The sequence below is a fragment of the Microbacterium sp. FG3 genome (assembly GCF_057809335.1).
The window spans coordinates 102,622-122,226 of record NZ_JBMDJT010000004.1 but is presented as its reverse complement, the minus strand read 5'-3'; the positions used below and the strand labels follow the sequence as shown (position 1 = coordinate 122,226).

Genomic DNA, 19,605 nt, shown 5'->3' with positions numbered 1-19,605 from the left:
CAACCTCGAAGGGACCGCCGCATTCGCGACGGTCCCTTCGAGGTTGGCGCCCCCACGCCTCCACGGGCCTCTCCAGACGTCGCATCCGCGACGCCCGGAGCCTCCCGCCGCGGGGACCCGCTGATGGTGTCCCACAACCTCGAAGGGACCGCCGCATTCGCGACGGTCCCTTCGAGGTTGGCGCCCCCAACAGGATTCGAACCTGCGACCTTTGGTACCGGAAACCAACGCTCTATCCCCTGAGCTATGGAGGCTCAACGAGGATACCAGCCGGGGAGGGTGCCGCCGTGCCGATACCCTGACCGGGTGAGCCAGCACGCCGTCGCCACCCGCCCCGAGGGCGTGCTCCACGCGGGCTGGCGGATCATCGCCGACGCCGGGCGGCTCATCGGGCGGCACTGGCCGGCGCTGCTGCTGCTCGCGCTGGCGGCCGTCGTCTCGCGCCACTACCTGCTGCTGTGGGCCGTGGACGCATCGCTCGTGTCCGGAGTGCTCGGCCGGCTCGTGATGTCGCTCGTCGTCTTCGTGCAGCTCGTCACGATCGTCGCCTCGCTGCTGGTCATGCGCGCTCGCGCGTCGAGCGGGCGGCCGTTCACCGATCTCCTCATCGCGAGCGCCGCCGTGATCCTGCCGTTCCTCGTCATCTACGAGCACTACGGCTTCCTCTACGAGGACACCCTGACGATGGGCCTCGGCGTGGCGTACAGCGTGATCGACGGCGAGGGCGACGTGGCCTCGCGCCTCGCGGGCAGCACGACGGCCGACGTGCTGGCCACGGCCGCCGTCGCGTTCGCGTCCGCCCGCGGGCTCACGATGATCGTGCGGCGCCTTCCGGGCGACCGGGAGCGCCTGCGCGCCGTGCTGCGCCTGCTCGTGGGCTACGCCGAGGTGGTGTGGATCTTCCTGAGCGCCACGGTCCTGCGCGAGGTCACGCTCGGCTTCGGCGACTGGTGGCATTCCCGCCGCATCGGCGCGGCGCTGGATCGCTGGTGGCTGGGCGTCGAGCTGCACGTGCCCTCGCTCGCCGACTCGCTCGAGTGGCTGTGGTCGGCGGTGCTCGCGGTCGCGGCCGCCGCGATCATCGGCTTCGTCGTGCCGCTGGCGTGGCTCGCGCTGGGCACGCTCGTCTACGGCGCACAGGCCCGCCCGCTCCTCACCGCGGCGGGAATCAAGACGCGGGTCTCGCGCGTCATCCGCCGCGTGCGCGAGGACTGGATCGAACGGGCTCTCGACCTGGCGACCGACCCGGAGCGCCGCTTCGGCGGCGCGGTGGGCGCCGTGATCCTCGTGGTGCGCGCCGGCTGGGCGCCCGTGCTCGTGTTCTGCTCGTGCTGTGGATCTTCGGATCGAGCATCTCGGATGCCGTCAACGGCGCGCTCGGCACGGGCATCCAGCTCGACGCGACGACGGCGGCGTTCGTCGGCATCGCCGTCATGCTCGTCACGCGCGTGCTCACGTGGAAGGACATGGCCCGCAACGGGTCGGCGTGGAACACGTTCATCTTCTTCGCCGTGCTCGTGGGCATGGCCGAGCACCTGAACCGCCTCGGCGTCATCCAGTGGATCAGCGACTTCGTCAGCGGCCTCGTCGGCGGCATGCCCTGGGTGTTCGCCTTCGCGATCCTCACGCTCGTGTACTTCTACGCGCACTACCTGTTCGCCTCGAACACCGCGCAGATCGTCGCGATGTACGGCGTCTTCCTCGGCGCGGCCGTGGCCGCCGGCGCCCCGCCGATGTTCGCCGCGCTCGTGTTCGGCTTCATCGGCAACCTCTTCGGCGCTCTGTCGCACTACGCCTCCGGCCCGTCGGGCGTGATCTACGGATCGGGCTACGTGAAGGTCGGAGAGTGGTTCCGCACCGCGTTCGTCATGTCGGTCGTCGTCATCCTCATCTGGACGATCGCCGGCGGTGCGTGGATGGCCGTGCTCGGGCTCTGGGAGGGCGCCGCTCCGCCGCTCGGCTGATGGGTCCTGGCTGATGCAGCCCTGGGCGGCGGCTGGGCAGCCTCGCGCGGCGCCGTTGCTACCGTGAGAGGCGGGATCCGGCACCGGATCCGCGGACGAGGGAGCTGTACCCGCACACGACAAGACGGCCACGGAAGGGGTGTCGCACGCCATGGCGTGGCTCGTCTTGATCCTCTCCGGCATGCTCGAGGCCGTGTGGGCCTCGGCGCTGTCGGCCTCGAAGGGCTTCCGCAGGTGGAAGCCGACCGTCCTGTTCGCCGTCTCGCTGCTGGGCAGCATGGCCGGGCTCGCGTGGGCGATGACCTCGCTGCCCACCGGCACGGCCTACGCCGTGTGGGTGGGCGTGGGAGCGACCCTCACGGTCGCGTGGGCGATCGTCACGAAGCGCGAGCGGGCGAGCGTGGCGCGCGTGCTGCTGCTCGTGCTGCTCATGACGTCGATCGTCGGCCTGAAGGCGGTGAGCTGAGTGGCGTGGCTCGTGCTGCTGCTCAGCGCGGTCGCCGAGGCCGTGTGGGCCACGGCGCTCGGCCTCTCGGACGGGCTGACGCGCCCCGCGCCGACCGCGGTGTTCCTCGTCGCGCTGACGGCGAGCATGCTGGGGCTCGGATATGCCGCGACGCGGATCCCGATCGGCACGGCCTACCCGGTGTGGGTGGGGGTGGGCGCGGCCCTCACGGTCGCCTACGCGATGGCGACGGGCGCCGAGAGCGTCTCGCCGTGGAAGATCGTCTTCCTGCTCGGGATCGTCGGCTCCGTCGTCGGCCTGAAGCTGCTGCCACCGCAGAAGCCGCGCGCGGCGGCCGACGAGTCGCGCTAACCGTCAGACCGCGGCGGCGAACGACAGCGGGCTCCACGCGCCGGGCCGCGCGAGCTCGGCGTAGCGCACGTCCGCCGCGCCCGGCGCCACCGACGCGACGCACGCGAGCAGCGACAGCGTCGGGTAGCCGTGCGGGCGGTTGTCGCGGATGATGGCCCGGTCGTCCCGCGGATCGAGCGCCGCGGACTCGGCCAGCACGCCGATCCAGCCCTCCCACCACCGCTCCCCCTCCGTCGACGCGGCCGCGAAGGCGCCGCGCCACGCCGCGATGCGGGCGGTGGCGGGATCGTCGGGCTCGTCGTGCGCGATCATGTGCGTGCCCGGCCCGAGATCTCGGCGCCGCAGCGCGGCGCCGTCCCACGTGGTCACGGTCGCCGACGCGCCGTCGATCCCGACGAGGTGGAAGCCCCGCGTGCGCGGCCGCTCCACGGCCCGGCCCGCGACGGCGTCGAGCGCGAGCGCCCCGCGCGATTCGATCCGCTCCGGCGGCAGCGCCGGATCCCCCGCCCGGTTCACGATGACGGCCACGCGCCCGTCCGCCGGTCGCGCGGCGAGCCACGCGCCGCCGGCGAGCCGGTCGCGCACGCCGAGGGTGCCGGGCCGGTCCGGCCACCACGCCCCCAGCGGATCCCACGCGCGGGCGGGATCCTCGTCGCGCACGGCCAGCATCCGCACGGGGTCTGCGGCGCTCTCGGGGACGCGGATCACGACGGTGCACACGTGCCCAGCCTAGGCACGCCGCCGATCCGCGGGCCGCGATGCGCGGCGGCTGCGGATGCGAGAAGGTGGAGTCATGCGGATCGTCGTGGGCGTGACGGGCGGCATCGCCGCGTACAAGACCGTGCAGCTGGTGCGGCTGCTCGTGACCGACGGGCACGAGGTGCACGTGATCCCGACCGAGAACGCGCTGCGCTTCGTGGGCGCGCCGACGTGGGAGGCCATCAGCCGCCACCCGGTCACGATCTCCGTGCACGACGACGTGCCGCGCGTGCGGCACGTGGCCCTCGGCCAGGCGGCCGAGCTCGTCGTGATCGCGCCGGCGACCGCGCACACGCTCGCGAAGATGGCGGCGGGCCTGGCCGACGACCTGCTCGGCACGACCCTGCTCGCCACGACCGCGCCCGTCGTGGTGGCGCCCGCCATGCACACCGAGATGTGGCGCCACCCCGCCACGCAGGCGAACGTCGAGACGCTGCGGTCGCGGGGCGTGCGCTTCATCGGCCCCGACAGCGGGCGACTCACGGGCGACGACACCGGCCCCGGCCGGATGGCGGAGCCGGAGCGCATCCACGCCGAGCTCGGTGCGCTGCTGCGCGCGGCGGGCGGGCCGGCGGGCGGCGGCGCACCGGGCGCAGTGGTCGGCGGCGCAGCGGAGGAGAACGGCGCTATCGGAGCAGCCGACGCCGGATCCGCTCCTCCGCACGGCGCGGAGTCCTCCGGAGGGCGGGACCTGGCCGGGCTGCGGATCGTCGTGTCGGCGGGCGGCACGCGCGAGCCGATCGATCCGGTCCGGTTCATCGGCAACCGCTCGAGCGGGCGGCAGGGCGCCGCCCTCGCCCTGGCGGCGGCCGAGCGCGGCGCCGACGTGACGCTCGTCGCGGCGCACGTCGAGGAGGCCGTGCTCGCCGACGTGCAGGCGCGGCCGGGGATCGCGGTGCGCACGGCGGGGACCGCCGCCGAGCTCGGCGAGGCGATGCGCTCGGCCGCCGACGGCGCCGACGTGGTCGTGATGGCGGCGGCCGTGGCCGACTACCGCGTCGCCGAGGTGGCCGAGACGAAGCTCACGAAGGAGTCCGCCCCCGGCGGGCTCGAGCTGCGCCTCGTCGAGAACGAGGACATCCTCGCGGGCCTCGCACGGGATCGCGCCGCCGGCCAGACCGTCGTCGGCTTCGCGGCCGAGACGGTGTCCGACGACGAGGAGCTCGTGGAGCGCGCCCGCCGCAAGCGCGAGCGCAAGGGCGCCGACCTGCTCGCGGCGAACGCCGTGGGCTGGACCGCCGGCTTCGAGGCGCGCGACAACGCGGTGATCGTCGTCGACGCGGGTGGCGAGGTCGTCGCACGCGCGGGCGGCTCGAAGCGGGAGGTCGCCGACGCGATCCTCGACGCGATCCTCGCGGCGCGCGCCGCGTCCTGATCCCGGCGGTCAGGCGTCGGGCTGCCGCAGGTGGTCGTCGAGCGCCTCGACGAGCCGCTGCGATCCCTCCGCGGTCTCGGCGCCGTGACCGCCCGTGTGGATGAGGGTGACGCGGCTGCCGGCGTCGTCGGGCTCGACGGTCCACGTCAGGATCCCCTGATCATCCCGGCCGCCGTCCCACGTCGCGACGAAGGTGTGCGAGAACGAGCGCGGCGGCTCGTACGAGAGCACCTCGCCCGCGAGCTGCACGTCGCCGTCCTCGTCCACGTATTCGATGGGCTCGCCCACCTGCCACGTCGTGCGCGGCCACGTGCCGTAGTACCAGGACCGCACCCGCACGGGGTCGGTGAGGGCCGCCCACGTGCGCTCGGGGGTCGCGCCGGTCTGGATCCGATACATCCGCTCGCCGTCCATGCCCCCATGGTGCCGGGGCGCGGCGGCGACCGCGAGGGGGTTGCGGGATCAGCCCTGCCTGCGCACGATCTCGGTGATCCAGATCGGGGCGTAGGGCGAGGTGCAGTTCGGCGGCGTCGGGTAGTCCTTCAGCACCTCGAGCCGCTCGCCGATGTCGAGCGCGCGGGCGCGCTGATCCGGGTGCGCGATGCCGATGTACGCGAGCGTGGAGTTCATCTCCCACTGCAGCGGTGCGGGGGCGTCGCGCATCTCGGCCTCGATGGTGTCGAGCAGCGCGGGCAGGTCGAGGCCGTCCGGGTCCTTCTGCGCGCGGAACCCCGTGAGCGCCCATCCGGCCGCGGCGACGTGCGGATCGGCGTCCTCGAGCCAGCGCAGGCGAAGCTGCTCGAGGTGCGGGCTCTTCTTGGCGATGTAGTTGGTGAGCCAGTCGCGCACCTTGGGCGCGCGGGCCTCGCGCAGCATGGCGTCGATCTCGTCGGCCGAGTACTGCTTCGGGCGCGAGACGAGCAGGGCCAGCAGTCGCGCGGGCGTGCGGCCGGTGGCCCACAGCTCGCGCGCGAGCTCGGGATCGGTCTTCACCCGCTTCGCGACGGCGCGCAGCTTCGACAGGTTGACGCCGTGGTCATCGCCGTGGCGCTCGTTGATCTCGCGCATGCGCGCGTCCTCGAGGCCCTCCAGCTCGGCCAGCAGCGCGCCCACCGTCTCGCTCATGCGAGCAAGCGTACGCGCGGTTGCGGAGCGCGACCCCGTCGGTTGCTGAACGAAGTGAGCGCCAGCGAACGAAGATGAAGCGACCACAGCAAGCACAGAACGGTTGCGGTGGTCGCTTCATCTCCGCGCCTTCGGCGCTCCGTTCAGCAACCGGTCCGGTGCAACCGATCAGCAACCCTAAGACCTAATCATCCTTGCCGCGGAGCACCTGGCGGAGCTTCTCGCGGTTGACGCCCGCGATGGCGGTGATGGGGATGCCGGCGGGGCACACGTCCACGCACTCGCCGTAGAGCGAGCACGGGCCGAACTCCTCCTCGGCCGTGCGCACCATCTCGCGCGCGCGGGTGGAGCGCTCGGCCTTCGTCGTTCCGCGGGTCCCGCCCCCTTGCCCGTCACTCTAGGGGGACGATCCGGCCCGGCGAAAGGGTGCGCGCGAAGCGGATCGCGATCCGGCGGGCCGGGGCGGCCGGCTCAGACGAGGAAGAGGGGGTCGAGCACCCCGGGGTTGTGCGCGTGCACGAGCACGAGGAACACGACGGCGTCGAAGAGCAGGTGCACCGTCACGACGTAGGCGAGCGAGCGGGTGCGCAGGAAGATGAAGCCCTGCAGCAGGGCGAAGGGGATCGTGAGGACCGGGCCCCACTCGCGGTAGCCGAGCTCCCACAGGAACGAGACGAACACGATCGCCTGCAGCACGTTCGCCGTGGCGACGTGGAAGTGCCGGCGCAGCAGCGCGAAGACGGTGCAGATGAAGAACAGCTCGTCCCAGATGCCCACCGCCCCGACGCCCACGAACAGCCGCGCGATGAGGTTCGCGTCGTCCACCACGGGCCAGTTGAGGTACACGCCGCTCGTGATGAAGTAGTACGGCAGGATCAGCCACCCCAGCGCGATCACTGCGACGAGCCAGGTCCACTGCCACGCGGTCCAGCGGCCGCCGCCGCGCCACGGGAAGCGGATCGCGTGATCGCGGAAGACGAAGCGGCTGAGCACGTACGGCACGACGACCGCGCCCCCGAGCGCCAGCGTGAAGGCGAGCATCGAGAGGTCGTCGAGCTTCGCCTCGAGGTGGATCGCCGAGGCGCACACGAGCCCGAGGGCGATGAGCAGCAGGTCGCGCGCGAGGGAGGGCGTGCGAGTGGTCGGCTCCGTCGTTCCCCGGTCGTGTGATGGAGCGGCAGGCCGGGCCCCGAAAGCGACCAGCGCCAGCAGCACACCGACCACGAGCAGGGCGTAGCCGAGCGGGCGCGACTCGAGCACGAACATCGCCGGCGCCGCGAGGCACACGAGCAGCGCGGGGAGCACGCCCCACGACAGGAGCGGGCGCGGCGCGGCGGCGACGTGTCCCATCAGCCCCGGGGCACGCGCCGGTAGGCCAGGTCGCGGATGTCGCGGCCCTTCTCGATCCCCTTGCGCTCGAAGGCCGTCATGGCGCGCCCCTCGAAGCGCTGGGCCCACTCGCCGTCGAACGCGCGCTCGAACTCGGGGGCGGCGTCCATGACCTCGCGCATCTGCAGCGCGTAGTCCTCCCAGTCGGTGGCGAGGCGCAGCACGCCGCCGTCGCGCAGGGCGCGGCCGACGGTGGCGCCGAAGCCCTCCTTGATCATGCGGCGCTTGTGGTGGCGCTTCTTGTACCACGGATCCGAGAAGAAGATCCACACCTCGGCGGCGGAGCCCTCGGGCAGCAGCGTCTCGAGCACCTCGGGCGCGTTGGCCTCGATCACGCGCAGGTTGCGCGCGCCGGCCTTGTCGGCGTCAAGCATGGTGCGGGCGAGTCCCCCCACGTACACCTCGACGGCGAGGTAGTCGGTGCCGGGATTGTTCACCGCGGCGTTCACGATGGCGTGGCCCTGGCCCGATCCGATCTCGACGATGAGCGGTGCCTCGCGCCCGAACTCCGTGGCCGGATCGAACACCGCGTCCGGGTGCACCGACGTCGACGCCGCATCGCGCGGCACGTCGAAGCGGTAGAAGGGCGAGAGCTCGGCCCACGCGCGCTCCTGGGCCTCCGACATCCGCCCGCCCCGCCGCACGAACGACACGGGCTGATCGCGGTATCGGGGTGCGTCGGGCATGCCTCCCAGGGTAGTCGGCCCACGCCCGCCGACCGGTTGGGGTGGTCGCTTCATCTCCGCAAGCCCACGGTTGCTGAACGAAGTGAGCGAAGCGAACGAAGATGAAGCGACCACAGCAAGTCCATGACGCTTGCGGTGGTCGCTTCATCTCCGCGGCCTCCGGCCGCTCCGTTCAGCAACCGATGAGTGCGACCGATCGGGCACCCCTCCACCGCAGCCGATCACTGTGCGAGCGCGAAGCGCGAGCGTGCGGCCGCCGATGCGGCCGCCCCCGCGGCGCGCAGCGCCGCCTCGCTCTCGCGGGACGCGAGAGCGCGAAGCGCGAGCGGCGCCCGCGCAGCGGGTGCCCGAGCGGCGCAGATCAAAAAAGGAAACAGCGAAGCGAACGAAGATGAAGCGACCACAGCAAGTCCATGACGGTTGTGGTGGTCGCTTCATCTCCGCGGCCTCCGGCCGCTCCGTTCAGCAACCGATGAGTATCACCGATCGGGCGTCCCTCCCCAGAAACCGATCACTGTGCGAGCGAAGCGAGCGTGGGGCCGCTTATGCGGCCGCCCCGCGGCGCGAAGCGCCGCCTCGCTGGCGCGGGACGCGCCGGCGCGAGCACGCGAGCGGCACGGCGAAGCCGTGCCCGAGCGGCGCAGACGGTTCTGAAAATCACCGACGCCGCAGCGCCACGATCGACGTCGCCAGCGCCGCCGCGCCGAGCACGGCGCCGCCCGCGCCCAGCGCGAGGCCCCAACCCGCCGCGTCCGAGGCCGCCTCATCGCCCGAGGCCGCTTCCTCCTCCGCGTGCGCGCCGTGCGCGTCGTCCCCGGCCGCGACCGCCACGACGGGGGCGGGCGCGTCGAGGGCGTGGGGATCCTGCCCCTCCTCGGCGATCTCGCTCCACGAGACCGATCCCTCGGCGCAGCGCTGCTCGACGGGGAACGCGAGGGCGCCCTCCGCGTCGGCGGAGAGCTGCATCTGCAGCTGCACGGCGGCGCGCAGCTCGTTGGGGATCGGCTGCTCGGCCGTGAACGTCACGGCGCTCGGCAGCCCGTCGGCCTCGTCGTGCTCGAGCGCGATGTCCCAGCCCGCCTGCACGGTGGGCGAGACCGCGCCGACGCCGTCGGGCATCTCGATGCGCAGCGCGGTGGTCGGCGAGCCGTCGCAGCCGTGGCTGAACGCGAAGGTGAGGACCTCGTACGATCCGCCGGTCGCCTGCTCGGGCGAGACGGTGACGTGGGCGGCGGCGGCGAGCGGCAGGCCGAGGACGAGCGCGGCGCCGACGGCGATGCCGGCGCCGAGGCGGCGCAGCGGGCGGGCGACGGGGCGGGTGGTGCGGTGGGTGTTCATGTGTTCTTCCTTCTGAGCATGCGGAACCCGCGGTCCCCTCGGGACCGCGGAATGGTTGGGGATTCAGAGGGAAGGAAGGGGCGGCCCGCGCGGGCCGATGAGCGCGAAGGCACGGCCGGATCGGGGCGCGCGCACGATCCCGGTGACGATGCCGCGGCGCGGCGCGATCCGCGGCCGGGGAGCGGCGAGGCGCGCCCGCAGCGACGCGATCGTCCACTCGAGGATCGCCCGCAGCATGCGCTCGCCGAACATCAGCACGGCGAAGGTGACGGCCGCGGCCGCGACGTGCGCGGCCACCATGAGCGGACTCACCTCGATGCCGGGGCCAAGCGATCCCAGCTCGAGCGGCGCCCCGTGCCCCGCGTGGCCGGCGTGCCCCGCGGCTCCGCCCGTGGGGAAGCCGAGCGCGGCGTAGACCGAGTGGAACGCCGCCTGCGCGACGATCACGGTGGCCCCGATGCGGCCGGCACGCGGCCGGTGCCCCATGAGGACCATGGCCGGCGCCCACAGCAGCGCCATCATGCCGAGCACGACGAGCGGCGCGGGCGCGTCCTCGCCGCCGAGGGTGTGCGAGACGGCGGCGATGAGGTTCGCCGCGAACGACGCCCCCGCTCCGCGCAGCGCGAGCCGCTGCCGCCGTGTCCGCATCGCCCGATCCCCGCTACGGCGCCGTCACGAAGTCGATGAGCTCCTCGACGCGGCCGAGCAGCTCCGGCTCGACGTCGCGGAAGGTCGTGACGCGCGAGAGGATGTGCTGCCACGCGCGGCCGATGTCGGCCTGGTCCTCGGCCGGCCAGCCGAGGCCGCGGCAGATGCCCGTCTTCCAGTCGGTGCCGCGCGGCACCACGGGCCACGCCGCGATGCCCAGCGCCTGCGGCTTGACGCACTGCCACACGTCGACGAACGGGTGCCCGACGATGCGCACGTGCGCTCCGTGCGGTCCGCGCGCCACGGCATCCGCGATCCGCTGCTCCTTCGATCCCGGCACGAGGTGGTCCACGAGCACGCCGTAGCGGCGCGTGGCCGACGGCGGCTCGGCGCGCAGCACGTCGTCCAGCACGTCGATGCCCTCGAGGAACTCCACCGCCACGCCCTCGGCGCGCAGGTCGTCGCCCCACACGCGCTCCACGAGCTCGGCGTCGTGCTTGCCCTCCACGAGGATGCGGCTGGGCAGCGCGACGCGCGCCCGCCGGTCCTCCGCGGCGAACGAGCCGGACGCCGTGCGCCGCCGCCCCTGGCGCTGGGCGGAGGGCGCGACGAGCTCCACCGGCTCGCCGTCGATGAGGAAGCCCTTGCCGAGCGGGAACAGCCGCCTGCGGCCCTTGCGGTCCTCGAGCTCCACGTGCGGCCCCTCGCGGCGGGTGATCGCGCCGGTGAAGCCGTCGCCCGCCACCTCGACCACGAGGTCGATCTGCGCGGGCACGCGCTTGGCCTGCTTCGTGCCGCGATCGCGCCACCCGGTCGCGAGCACGTCGGGTCCGTACCTGTCGTCCATCCCTGTCAGCGTATGTTCCCGCGCCTGGATGTCGGCGCCGACCGGGCCGCGTCCGCCGCGCTTTCCCGTGTCCGTGGCCGTGAATAGGATCGTGGCGGGGCGACCGCCGTGCGCAGAGCCGGCGCGCCCCGAGCGAGAGGGGCGCGATGCGCAGGCTGGCGACGTGGACGGCGGTGGCGGCCGGGGCGCTGCTCATGGGGGCGGCATCGCCGGCGGGCGCGGCGGAGCCCGTGACCCTGGGCGACTCGTTCGTCTTCGACCTGCCCGCCGTCGACGCGCTCACCGACGCCGAGGAGCGCGCCGCGGACGAGCGCCTCGAGCAGTTGCGCGAGGACACGGGAATCGACCTGTGGATCGTGTACGTCGACGAGTTCGACGCCCCGAGCGACCGTGTCGCCTGGGCCGACGCCGTCGCGACCGAGAACGGGCTCGGCACCGATCAGTACCTCCTGGCGATCGCCGTGGACGCCCGACAGTACTACGTCTCCTCCGACCTGGAGGGCCCCCTGAGCGACGACGACCTCGCGCGCATCGAGACCGCGGTGGAGGAGCCCCTGCGCGCCGACGACTGGGCGGGTGTGGCGGATGCGGCGGCCGACGCCGTCGAGGAGCGGACGCAGGGCGGATCGGGTGCCCTCCCGTGGATCGTCGGGATCGTCGTCCTCATCGGCGGAGCGGTGCTGATCCTGTGGCTCGTGCGCCGATCGCGGGCCAGGGACGACGCGGAGCCGGGCGCCGTGCCGCTCGAGGAGCTCGAGCAGCGCGCCGCCTCGGCGCTGGTGGCCACCGACGACGCCGTCAAGTCGAGCGAGCAGGAGCTGGGCTTCGCGATCGCCCAGTTCGGCGAGGACGCGACGGGCGAGTTCCGTCGCGCACTGGAGGCGGCGAAGCGCAACCTCGCGAAGGCGTTCGAGCTGCGGCAGCGCCTCGGCGACGCCGAGCCGGACGGCGAGAGGCAGGCCCGCGCGTGGAACGAGGAGATCCTGCGCCTCTGCGAGGCCGCCGCGCAGTCGCTCGAGGAGAAGGCCGAGACGTTCCGCACGCTGCGCGAGGTGGAGCGCAACGCGCCGGCCGCGCTCGAGAACGCCCGGCGGGCGCTGACCGCGGCGACCGGCGCCGACCAGCGCGCCGCCGCCGCCCTCGAGTCGCTGCGCGCCACGTACGCGCCGGAGGCCCTGCAGGAGGTGGCGGACAACCCGGCGCAGGCCCGCGATCGACTGGCGACGGCCGAGGCGGAGCTGAGGGAGGCCGAGCTGCTGCTGGCGGCGGGCGACACGGGCGAGGCGGCCGCCGCGATCGTCGTGGGCGAGCAGGCCGCCGACCAGGCCGTCGCCCTCGAGCGCGCCGTCACCGAGCTGGGCGCGACGCTGACGGCCGCCGAGCGACAGGCCGTCGCCCTCGTGACCGAGCTGGAGGGCGACGTGGCCAGGGCGCGCGACCTCGCGGGCGCCGCCGACGCGGCGCCCGCGATCGCCGCCACCGAGCAGGCGATCGCGCTGGCCAGGCAGAACCTGTCGGGCTCCGCCCGGCGCCCACGCGTGCTGCTGCAGCACCTGCAGGCCGCCAACGACCAGATCGACGCCGTCATCGTGAACGGCCAGCGGGCCCAGCAGCTGCTCGGCCAGACGATCCTGCAGGCCCGCAGCGCGGTGACCGCCGCCCAGGACTTCATCGCTGCGCGGCGCGGGGCCGTCGGGGCCGACGCGCGCACGCGCCTGGCCGAGGCGGCCTCGTCCCTCGCCCGCGCCGAGGCGCTGCAGGCCGCCGACGCGGCGCAGGCGCTGCCGCACGCGCAGCGCGCGCTGCAGCTGGCCGAGTCGGCCTCGCAGCTGGCGCGGTCCGACCTGAGCGGCATGATGGGCGGCGGCATGATGGGCGGATCGGGCGGCTACCGCTCATCGGGCGGCAGCGACATCGGCGGCGCGATCATCGGCGGCATCATCGGCGGCCTGCTCTCCGGCGGCGGCTCGCGCCGCTCGGGCGGCTGGGGCGGCGGGCTCGGCGGCGGCTTCGGCGGGGGCGGCTTCGGCGGGGGCCGGCGCGGCGGCGGCTTCGGCGGCGGTCGCTCGGGCGGCCGCAGCGGGCGCCGCGGCGGCGGCAGGTTCTGACGTGGCGCGGGTGCACATCCGCCTCCGCGAGCGAGCGGTCCCACCTGCCGAATTCGTCCTGCGCACCCATAGCCGGCGCTCCTAGACTCGCCATAGACCTTCACGAACCGACTCGACGCTCTGCACCATCCACGAAGGGAACCACCATGACCAAGCAGTCGATCTTCGGCCGCATCTCGACCCTGATCCGCGCCAACGTGAACGCGCTGATCGACCAGGCCGAGGATCCGCAGAAGATGCTCGACCAGCTCGTGCGCGACTTCACGAACAACATCGCCGACGCCGAGGCCGCGATCGCCGAGACGATCGGCAACCTGCGCCTGCTCGAGCGCGACCACGCCGAGGACCTCGAGACGGCGAAGGAGTGGGGCAATAAGGCCCTCGCGGCGAGCCGCAAGGCCGACGAGCTGCGCGCGGCGGGCAACACCGCCGACGCCGAGAAGTTCGACAACCTCGCCAAGGTCGCCCTGCAGCGCCAGATCGCGGAGGAGAACGACGCCAAGGCCGTCGCCCCGCAGATCGCCGCGCAGACCGAGGTCGTCGAGAAGCTCAAGGGCGGGCTCGACGGCATGAAGCAGAAGCTCGAGGAGCTCAAGTCGAAGCGCAGCGAGCTGCTCGCCCGCGCCAAGACGGCCGAGGCCCAGAACAAGGTGCACGACGCCGTCAAGTCGATCAACGTGCTCGACCCGACGAGCGACCTCGGCCGCTTCGAGGAGCAGATCCGCCGCCAGGAGGCGCTCGCCGCCGGCAAGGCCGAGCTCGCCGCGTCGTCGCTCGACGCGCAGTTCGATGAGCTGAACGACATGGGCCAGCTCACCGAGGTCGAGGCGCGCCTGGCCGCCCTCAAGTCGGGGAACACGCAGGCCATCACCTCCTGACGCCCCCACTCGCGCGCGGCGCCGCTCCGGATCATCCGGGGCGGCGCCGTCGCGTGTGCGGCGGGCGCGAAGCGGCTCCGGGCGACGAAGATGAGCCCACGCGGGGCGAACGCGCGTCGCGCGGGAGAGAATGGCCCCATGGTCCGGTTCGTCGTGGTTCCGCAATGGCAGGGTTCGCCCTCGACGCGCGCGATGTCGCTCGTCGACGGTGCAGAGGCGATCGCCGGCGACCTGCCGAGCGCGGCCTGCACGCGCGTGGCGGTGCCGCTGGAGGCGGGCGAGCAGCTCGAGACCGGCGTGCAGCGCGCCAGCTCCCTGCTGCGGGTGCGCGAGAGCATCGCCTCCGCCGTGGCCGCGGAGGACTCCCCCGCGATCGTCATCGGCGGCGACTGCTCGGTCTCGGTGCCCGCCATCGACGCGCTCGCCGCCGACGACCTCGCCGTCGTGTGGCTCGACGCGCACGGCGACCTGCACTCCCCCGAGACGAGCCCGTCCGGTGCGTTCTCGGGCATGGCGCTGCGCGCCGTGCTGGGCGGCGGCGCCGCGGGCCTGGCCCTCGAGCCCGGGCGCATCGCGCCCGAGCGGGTGATCCTCGCCGGCGCCCGCGATCTCGAGCGCGCGGAGGCGGATCACGCCGCGGAGGCGGGGATCGCGCGCCTCGCGTGCGACGAGATCGAGGCCGGCGCCGAGGCGCTCGCCGACGCCGTCGCGGCAACGGGTGCGACGCGGGCGTTCTTGCACATCGACCTGGACGTGCTCGATCCCGCCCACCTCGCCGGCGTCTCGCGGGCCGCTCCGTTCGGGCTCTCGCCCGTGGCGCTCCTGGCGGCGATCGGCGCGCTGCGCGCCCGGATGCCGCTGGCCGGCGCGACGATCGCCGGGTTCGCCCCCGCGACGCCGGCGGCCGCCGTCGACGACATGAGCACGATCCTGCGGCTCGTGGGGTCGCTCGCGTGAAGGTCTCGTTCCCCTCCCCGCCGCGCCCGGGCAACTGGCGCGAGATCGCGGCGCTCCGCCTCGAGCACGGCCGCACGCTCGACCGGCGCATCCCGACCATCCTGCTCGACTCGTGGATCAGTCGCGCCGGCTTCCACATCGCGACCGCGTTCGGCATCGCGTGGGGCGGGCTGTGGAGCACGGGAGAGGTCGAGCGCCACGGCGAGCTGCTCGTGTTCCGCCGCATGCCGCGCTGGACGCATGCGCGCGGCGGCGTGTGCGTCGGCCGCTGCTACCTCACGCACCGCGACGCCGAGAGCGCGCGCGTGCGCGCCCACGAGCTCGTGCACGTGCGGCAGTGGCGCCGCTACGGGCTGCTGCTGCCGATCCTCTACCTGCTGGCCGGCACCGATCCGATGCGCAATCGCTTCGAGATCGAGGCCGGGCTGGAGGACGGCGGCTACGTGCGCGCGGAACGCCCGCCCGCCCGTCAGTCGCGGGCGAGCAGCCGGTAGCGCTCGGGCGCGTGGATGGCGTCCGCCGGCACGCCGAGGCGGTCGGTGAGGTGATCCACGATGTCGGCCGTGCCGAGGTAGCCGCCCAGCAGGTGCACGCGCGTGGCATCGCCCTCGTCGCACATCATCTCGTCGGCCCATGCCGTGACGGCGCGGGCGAGCGCGCGACCGGTCGGGCACGCGCGCCCCGTCCCGGGCGCCCCCGTGCGGGCCGAGCGGTCGAGCCAGGTCAGCGTCATGCGGGCGGGCACGCGGATGTCGCTGACCCAGGTCGCGTCGGGGATCTCGATGAACACGCGACCGGTGGAGCAGATCGGCAGGGTCGCCAGCAGCGTCTCGAGCTCGGCGAGCGACGACTCGTCGGCGGTGATGAGGTGCTGGACGCGCGAGTGCCGCGGCGCGCGGCAGGCGGCGTCGCTGTGCTCCCGGACGGAGCCCTCGTGCGTGTGAACGGACATCGCCCCCAGGATACACCCGGCATAGGTGAGCCTTACCTACGCCGGGCGCATTCCCGGATGCCGGGTCAAGCGGTGGCGCGCTCCGCAGCCTCGACGACGTTCGTCATGAGCAGCGCGACGGTCATGGGTCCGACGCCGCCCGGGTTGGGCGAGAGCCAGCCCGCGACCTCGGCCACGGCCGGGTCGACGTCGCCGTAGACCTTCTGCTTGCCCGTGGCGGGGTCGTCCTCGCGCGTCACGCCCACGTCGAGCACGGCCGCGCCGGGCTTGACGTCCTCGGGCCTGATGAGGTGCTTCACGCCCGCCGAGGCGACGATCACGTCGGCCTGGCGCAGGTACTGCCCCATGTCGACCGTGCCCGTGTGCACCTGCGTGACGGTGGCGTTGATCTCGCGGCGCGTGAGCAGCAGTCCGATCGAGCGGCCGATCGTGACGCCGCGGCCGACGACGACCACGTGCTTGCCCTTCAGGTCGTAGTCGTGACGCAGCAGCAGCTCGATGACGCCCCGCGGCGTGCACGGCAGCGGCGTGTGGATCGGCGCGTTCACGTTCAGCACGAGGCGACCGAGGTTGGTCGGGTGCAGGCCGTCGGCGTCCTTGGCGGGATCGATCCGCTCCAGGATCGCGTCGGTGTCGAGGTGCTTCGGCAGCGGCAGCTGCACGATGTAGCCGTGGCAGGCGGGATCGGCGTTCAGCTCGTCGATCAGCGCCTCGACCTGCTCCTGCGTGGCGTCGGCGGGCAGCTCGCGCTGGATCGAGTTCATCCCGATCGCCTCCGACTGGCGGTGCTTCATGCCCACGTACAGCTGCGACGCCGGGTCGGCGCCGACGAGCACGGTGGCGATGCCGGGCACGACGCCGCGCTCCTTGAGCGCCGCCACCCGCTCGGCGAGTTCGGCCTTGATCGCCGCCGATGCGGCCTTCCCGTCGAGAACCCGCGCGACCATCAGACGCCCGCGTAGCCCTGGCCGGCCTGCTCGAGGCCCGGGTAGAGCGGGAACGCGTCGGCGAGCGTCGCCACGCGCTCGCGCAGCGCCGCGAGGTCGGGATCGGGCAGCAGCGCGAGCGCGATGACGTCGGCGACCTCGGTGAACTCCGCGTCGCCGAAACCACGGGTGGCCAGCGCCGGCGTGCCGATGCGCAGGCCCGAGGTGACCATCGGCGGGCGCGGGTCGTTCGGCACCGAGTTGCGGTTCACGGTGATGCGGATCTCGTGCAGCAGGTCCTCGGCCTGCTTGCCGTCGATCGCCGCGTCGCGCAGGTCCACGAGCACGAGGTGCACGTCGGTGCCGCCCGAGCGGATCGTGATGCCCGCGTCCTTCACGTCCTGCTGCGTCAGGCGATCCGCGAGGATCCGCGCGCCTCGGAGCGTGCGCTCCTGGCGGTCCCGGAACTCCGGGGTCGCCGCGAGCTTGAACGCCGTCGCCTTGGCGGCGATGACGTGCATGAGCGGGCCGCCCTGCTGACCGGGGAAGACGGCCGAGTTGATCTTCTTCGCGATGTCGGCGTCGTTGGTGAGGATGAAGCCCGAGCGGGGGCCGCCGATCGTCTTGTGCACGGTGGAAGAGACGACGTGCGCGTGCGGCACGGGGCTGGGGTGCAGGCCCGCCGCCACGAGGCCGGCGAAGTGCGCCATGTCGACCCACAGGTACGCGCCCACCTCGTCGGCGATCGCTCGGAAGGCGGCGAAGTCGAGCTGGCGGGGGTAGGCCGACCAGCCGGCGATGATGACCTTCGGCTTGTGCTCGAGCGCGAGGCGGCGCACCTCGTCCATGTCGACCATCGAGGTCTCGGCATCGACCTCGTAGGGGACGATGTCGTAGAGCCGGCCCGAGAAGTTGATCTTCATGCCGTGCGTCAGGTGGCCGCCGTGGTCGAGCGACAGGCCCAGGATCGTGTCGCCGGGGCGGGCGATGGCGTGCAGCACGGCGGCGTTGGCCGACGCGCCCGAGTGCGGCTGCACGTTGGCGAACTCGGCGCCGAACAGCTCCTTGGCGCGGGCGATGGCGAGCTCCTCGGCGACGTCGACCTCCTCGCAGCCGCCGTAGTACCGGCGGCCGGGGTAGCCCTCGGCGTACTTGTTCGTGAGCACCGAGCCCTGCGACTGCAGCACCGACAGCGGCACGAAGTTCTCGGACGCGATCATCTCGAGGAAGCCGCGCTGGCGGTCGAGCTCGCGCTGCAGCACCTGCGCGATCTCCGGGTCGACCTCGGACAGGGGGGCGTTGAACAGCGGATCGGTCATGGCGATCTCCAGACGACGTGGCGGATTACGGGTGTTCGCTTCGGCCCAGGCGCGCGGTCGAATGCCGTCCAGGTCGCTCCCCGGTGGTGACCCACCTCAACGCCAGTCGCGACCCCTCGATCATAACGGACCGGCGCCGGCTGCCAAGGGTCGGATCCGCCCGATGTGGCACGCTTTCCGCATGGGAACCGTGATCCACTCCGCCCGCCTCGTGACGGGGGCGTCCGAGACGGCGGACGGGTGGATCCGGCTGGAGGGCGACCGCATCGCGGCGACCGGATCGGGAGACTGGCGCGGCATCGTCGCGGCGGGTGACGAGGTCGTCGACGCGGCGGCACTGGCCGGCCCGGCCGCCGTGCTGACGCCCGGCTTCGTCGACCTGCACGGCCACGGCGGCGGCGGCGCGGCGTTCGACGAGGGCGCCGACGCGATCCGCACCGCCCGCGACCTGCACCGCCGGCACGGCACGACGCGCGCGGTGATCTCCCTCGTGACCGCCCCGCTCGAGCTGCTCGCCGCGCGCGCGGCGGTCGTCGCGGATCTCGCGGCCGCCGATCCGGGCGTGCTGGGCTCGCACCTGGAGGGCCCGTTCCTCGACCCCGCGCACCACGGCGCGCACGATCCCGCGCTGCTGCGCGATCCGGCGCCCGCCGACGTCGAGCGGCTGCTCGAGGCCGGTCGCGGCACCGTGCGGCAGGTGACGATCGCGCCCGAGCGGCCGGGCGGCCTCGACGCCGTGCGGCGCGTCGTGGCGGCGGGCGCCGCCGCGGCGATCGGGCACACCGCGGCCGATGGCGACGCCACGCGGGCGGCGATCGAGGCGGGCGCGACGATCCTCACCCACGCCTTCAACGCCATGCCGGGCATCCACCACCGCGATCCGGGGCCGATCCCCGTGGCCGCGCGCGACGAGCGGGTCACGCTCGAGCTCATCGCCGACGGCGTGCACGTGCGCGACGACGTCATGCGGATGCTCTTCGCGGCCGCGCCGGGCCGCGTCGCCCTCGTCACCGACGCGATGGCGGCCACGGGCATGCCCGACGGCGCCTACACGATCGGCGCCCTCGACGTGGATGTGGCGGGCGGCGTCGCGCGCGTGCGCGCCACCGGCGCGATCGCCGGATCGACCCTCACGCAGGACGCCGCCCTGCGCCGCGCGGTGGGCTTCGGCGCCGCACTGCCCGACGCCGTCGCGGCACTGACCGCCGTGCCCGCGGCGGCGATCGGCCGGGGCGACCTCGGCTCGCTGGCGGCCGGCGCGGTGGCCGACGCCGTGCTGCTGGACGCGTCGCTGCGGGTGCGCGCCGTGTGGGCGGCGGGCGCGCGCGTCTGACGGCCGGCGCGTGCGCCGATGCGCCGGGGGCAGAACGAGGGACCCGGCGTTCCCCCGAACACCGGGCCCCTCTCATCCGACCGGAACCGATCCCCTCCCCCGAAGCGCTCCGTCCGATCGGGGCGCCGCACCGACAGGATCGGCGGGCGCATGCCTCTCTCACCGGATGAGACCGCGCACCCCG

General features: G+C 73.8%; 21 protein-coding genes, 1 tRNA gene and 2 riboswitches. Of the genes, 9 read left to right on the top strand and 13 right to left on the bottom strand.

What is annotated here, in order from left to right:
- Positions 1-178: 178 nt before the first annotated feature.
- Positions 179-254 (bottom strand) — tRNA-Arg (locus tag ACODR5_RS02785).
- Between the two features lie 204 nt (positions 255-458).
- Here ACODR5_RS02785 and ACODR5_RS02780 point away from each other — a divergent pair.
- From ACODR5_RS02780 to ACODR5_RS02770, 3 genes are all read left to right on the top strand, one after another.
- Positions 459-1,964, top strand: a complete 1,506-nt coding sequence (locus ACODR5_RS02780) for an SLC13 family permease (protein WP_488982662.1) — start codon at positions 459-461, stop codon at positions 1,962-1,964.
- A 70-nt stretch (positions 1,965-2,034) separates the two neighbouring features.
- A riboswitch (guanidine-III (ykkC-III) riboswitch) is annotated at positions 2,035-2,099 on the top strand.
- Between the two features lie 16 nt (positions 2,100-2,115).
- Complete coding sequence (locus tag ACODR5_RS02775; protein ID WP_460816394.1) at positions 2,116-2,430, top strand: DMT family transporter; 315 nt, start codon at positions 2,116-2,118, stop codon at positions 2,428-2,430.
- Entirely contained in the window at positions 2,431-2,781 is a 351-nt protein-coding gene (locus ACODR5_RS02770; protein ID WP_460816392.1) for a DMT family transporter, read from the top strand.
- Between the two features lie 3 nt (positions 2,782-2,784).
- On the opposite strand, the gene ACODR5_RS02765 is transcribed toward ACODR5_RS02770, so the two are convergent.
- A complete protein-coding gene (locus tag ACODR5_RS02765; protein WP_460816390.1) occupies positions 2,785-3,501 on the bottom strand; it encodes an NRDE family protein in 717 nt (238 codons plus the stop codon).
- Between the two features lie 73 nt (positions 3,502-3,574).
- On the opposite strand from ACODR5_RS02765, the gene ACODR5_RS02760 reads away from it, so the two are divergent.
- Positions 3,575-4,915 (top strand): bifunctional phosphopantothenoylcysteine decarboxylase/phosphopantothenate synthase, encoded by a 1,341-nt coding sequence (locus ACODR5_RS02760; RefSeq protein ID WP_488982660.1) that lies wholly within the window; start codon positions 3,575-3,577, stop codon positions 4,913-4,915.
- A gap of 9 nt (positions 4,916-4,924) precedes the next feature.
- On the opposite strand, the gene ACODR5_RS02755 is transcribed toward ACODR5_RS02760, so the two are convergent.
- From ACODR5_RS02755 to ACODR5_RS02720, 8 genes are all read right to left on the bottom strand, one after another.
- Complete coding sequence (locus ACODR5_RS02755; protein WP_449855265.1) at positions 4,925-5,329, bottom strand: SRPBCC domain-containing protein; 405 nt, start codon at positions 5,327-5,329, stop codon at positions 4,925-4,927.
- 48 nt (positions 5,330-5,377) lie between these two features.
- Entirely contained in the window at positions 5,378-6,040 is a 663-nt protein-coding gene (locus ACODR5_RS02750) for a DNA alkylation repair protein (RefSeq protein WP_449855266.1), read from the bottom strand.
- 184 nt (positions 6,041-6,224) lie between these two features.
- Positions 6,225-6,371 carry a hypothetical protein gene (locus ACODR5_RS02745; protein ID WP_488982659.1) on the bottom strand — a complete coding sequence of 49 codons (147 nt, stop codon included), beginning with the start codon at positions 6,369-6,371 and terminating at the stop codon, positions 6,225-6,227.
- A 140-nt stretch (positions 6,372-6,511) separates the two neighbouring features.
- Positions 6,512-7,390, bottom strand: coding sequence for a CPBP family intramembrane glutamic endopeptidase (locus ACODR5_RS02740; protein WP_488982658.1), 879 nt, complete (start codon positions 7,388-7,390; stop codon positions 6,512-6,514).
- Positions 7,390-8,115, bottom strand: a complete 726-nt coding sequence (gene trmB / locus ACODR5_RS02735; RefSeq protein ID WP_488982657.1) for a tRNA (guanosine(46)-N7)-methyltransferase TrmB — start codon at positions 8,113-8,115, stop codon at positions 7,390-7,392. Before trmB ends, ACODR5_RS02740 begins: the two co-directional genes overlap by 1 nt.
- Positions 8,116-8,772: 657 nt before the next feature.
- Positions 8,773-9,453, bottom strand: coding sequence for a YcnI family copper-binding membrane protein (locus ACODR5_RS02730; protein WP_488982656.1), 681 nt, complete (start codon positions 9,451-9,453; stop codon positions 8,773-8,775).
- A gap of 63 nt (positions 9,454-9,516) precedes the next feature.
- Positions 9,517-10,101, bottom strand: a complete 585-nt coding sequence (locus ACODR5_RS02725) for a hypothetical protein (RefSeq protein WP_460816379.1) — start codon at positions 10,099-10,101, stop codon at positions 9,517-9,519.
- A 13-nt stretch (positions 10,102-10,114) separates the two neighbouring features.
- The gene (locus tag ACODR5_RS02720) at positions 10,115-10,948 is read right to left on the bottom strand and encodes a DUF3097 domain-containing protein (protein WP_488982655.1); all 834 of its coding nucleotides are present in this window, start codon (positions 10,946-10,948) and stop codon (positions 10,115-10,117) included.
- A 146-nt stretch (positions 10,949-11,094) separates the two neighbouring features.
- On the opposite strand from ACODR5_RS02720, the gene ACODR5_RS02715 reads away from it, so the two are divergent.
- The 4 genes from ACODR5_RS02715 to ACODR5_RS02700 all read left to right on the top strand — a co-directional run bounded on the left by ACODR5_RS02715 (position 11,095) and on the right by ACODR5_RS02700 (position 15,385).
- Positions 11,095-13,056, top strand: coding sequence for a TPM domain-containing protein (locus ACODR5_RS02715; RefSeq protein WP_488982654.1), 1,962 nt, complete (start codon positions 11,095-11,097; stop codon positions 13,054-13,056).
- Positions 13,057-13,202: 146 nt separating this feature from the next.
- Entirely contained in the window at positions 13,203-13,934 is a 732-nt protein-coding gene (locus ACODR5_RS02710; protein ID WP_449855211.1) for a PspA/IM30 family protein, read from the top strand.
- 138 nt (positions 13,935-14,072) lie between these two features.
- The gene (locus ACODR5_RS02705) at positions 14,073-14,891 is read left to right on the top strand and encodes an arginase family protein (protein ID WP_488982653.1); all 819 of its coding nucleotides are present in this window, start codon (positions 14,073-14,075) and stop codon (positions 14,889-14,891) included.
- Positions 14,888-15,385: a Fe-S oxidoreductase gene (locus ACODR5_RS02700; RefSeq protein ID WP_488982652.1), complete on the top strand. Its 498-nt coding sequence runs from the start codon at positions 14,888-14,890 to the stop codon at positions 15,383-15,385. The genes ACODR5_RS02705 and ACODR5_RS02700 overlap by 4 nt, the downstream gene beginning before the upstream one ends.
- On the opposite strand, the gene ACODR5_RS02695 is transcribed toward ACODR5_RS02700, so the two are convergent.
- From ACODR5_RS02695 to glyA, 3 genes are all read right to left on the bottom strand, one after another.
- The gene (locus tag ACODR5_RS02695; protein ID WP_488982651.1) at positions 15,361-15,843 is read right to left on the bottom strand and encodes an SIP domain-containing protein; all 483 of its coding nucleotides are present in this window, start codon (positions 15,841-15,843) and stop codon (positions 15,361-15,363) included. The two genes, ACODR5_RS02700 and ACODR5_RS02695, sit on opposite strands and share 25 nt — an antisense overlap.
- 65 nt (positions 15,844-15,908) lie before the next feature.
- Entirely contained in the window at positions 15,909-16,790 is an 882-nt protein-coding gene (locus ACODR5_RS02690; RefSeq protein WP_449855207.1) for a bifunctional methylenetetrahydrofolate dehydrogenase/methenyltetrahydrofolate cyclohydrolase, read from the bottom strand.
- The gene (gene glyA / locus ACODR5_RS02685; RefSeq protein WP_460816366.1) at positions 16,790-18,088 is read right to left on the bottom strand and encodes a serine hydroxymethyltransferase; all 1,299 of its coding nucleotides are present in this window, start codon (positions 18,086-18,088) and stop codon (positions 16,790-16,792) included. The genes ACODR5_RS02690 and glyA overlap by 1 nt, the downstream gene beginning before the upstream one ends.
- Positions 18,089-18,124: 36 nt before the next feature.
- A riboswitch (ZMP/ZTP riboswitch) is annotated at positions 18,125-18,208 on the bottom strand.
- Between the two features lie 61 nt (positions 18,209-18,269).
- Here glyA and ACODR5_RS02680 point away from each other — a divergent pair.
- Positions 18,270-19,421, top strand: a complete 1,152-nt coding sequence (locus ACODR5_RS02680) for an N-acetylglucosamine-6-phosphate deacetylase (protein WP_449855205.1) — start codon at positions 18,270-18,272, stop codon at positions 19,419-19,421.
- The last annotated feature ends 184 nt before the right edge of the window (positions 19,422-19,605 follow it).

Excerpts from the sequence above, each read along its gene's own strand:
- ACODR5_RS02775 (WP_460816394.1), top strand. The coding sequence starts at position 2,116 with ATGGCGTGGCTCGTCTTGATCCTCTCCGGCATGCTCGAGGCCGTGTGG.
- ACODR5_RS02760 (WP_488982660.1), top strand. The coding sequence starts at position 3,575 with ATGCGGATCGTCGTGGGCGTGACGGGCGGCATCGCCGCGTACAAGACC.
- ACODR5_RS02755 (WP_449855265.1), bottom strand. The coding sequence starts at position 5,329 with ATGGACGGCGAGCGGATGTATCGGATCCAGACCGGCGCGACCCCCGAG.
- ACODR5_RS02750 (WP_449855266.1), bottom strand. The coding sequence starts at position 6,040 with ATGAGCGAGACGGTGGGCGCGCTGCTGGCCGAGCTGGAGGGCCTCGAG.
- ACODR5_RS02745 (WP_488982659.1), bottom strand. The coding sequence starts at position 6,371 with ATGGTGCGCACGGCCGAGGAGGAGTTCGGCCCGTGCTCGCTCTACGGC.
- ACODR5_RS02740 (WP_488982658.1), bottom strand. The coding sequence starts at position 7,390 with ATGGGACACGTCGCCGCCGCGCCGCGCCCGCTCCTGTCGTGGGGCGTG.
- trmB (WP_488982657.1), bottom strand. The coding sequence starts at position 8,115 with ATGCCCGACGCACCCCGATACCGCGATCAGCCCGTGTCGTTCGTGCGG.
- ACODR5_RS02730 (WP_488982656.1), bottom strand. The coding sequence starts at position 9,453 with ATGAACACCCACCGCACCACCCGCCCCGTCGCCCGCCCGCTGCGCCGC.
- ACODR5_RS02725 (WP_460816379.1), bottom strand. The coding sequence starts at position 10,101 with ATGCGGACACGGCGGCAGCGGCTCGCGCTGCGCGGAGCGGGGGCGTCG.
- ACODR5_RS02720 (WP_488982655.1), bottom strand. The coding sequence starts at position 10,948 with ATGGACGACAGGTACGGACCCGACGTGCTCGCGACCGGGTGGCGCGAT.
- ACODR5_RS02715 (WP_488982654.1), top strand. The coding sequence starts at position 11,095 with ATGCGCAGGCTGGCGACGTGGACGGCGGTGGCGGCCGGGGCGCTGCTC.
- ACODR5_RS02710 (WP_449855211.1), top strand. The coding sequence starts at position 13,203 with ATGACCAAGCAGTCGATCTTCGGCCGCATCTCGACCCTGATCCGCGCC.
- ACODR5_RS02705 (WP_488982653.1), top strand. The coding sequence starts at position 14,073 with ATGGTCCGGTTCGTCGTGGTTCCGCAATGGCAGGGTTCGCCCTCGACG.
- ACODR5_RS02695 (WP_488982651.1), bottom strand. The coding sequence starts at position 15,843 with ATGTCCGTTCACACGCACGAGGGCTCCGTCCGGGAGCACAGCGACGCC.
- ACODR5_RS02690 (WP_449855207.1), bottom strand. The coding sequence starts at position 16,790 with ATGGTCGCGCGGGTTCTCGACGGGAAGGCCGCATCGGCGGCGATCAAG.
- glyA (WP_460816366.1), bottom strand. The coding sequence starts at position 18,088 with ATGACCGATCCGCTGTTCAACGCCCCCCTGTCCGAGGTCGACCCGGAG.
- ACODR5_RS02680 (WP_449855205.1), top strand. The coding sequence starts at position 18,270 with ATGGGAACCGTGATCCACTCCGCCCGCCTCGTGACGGGGGCGTCCGAG.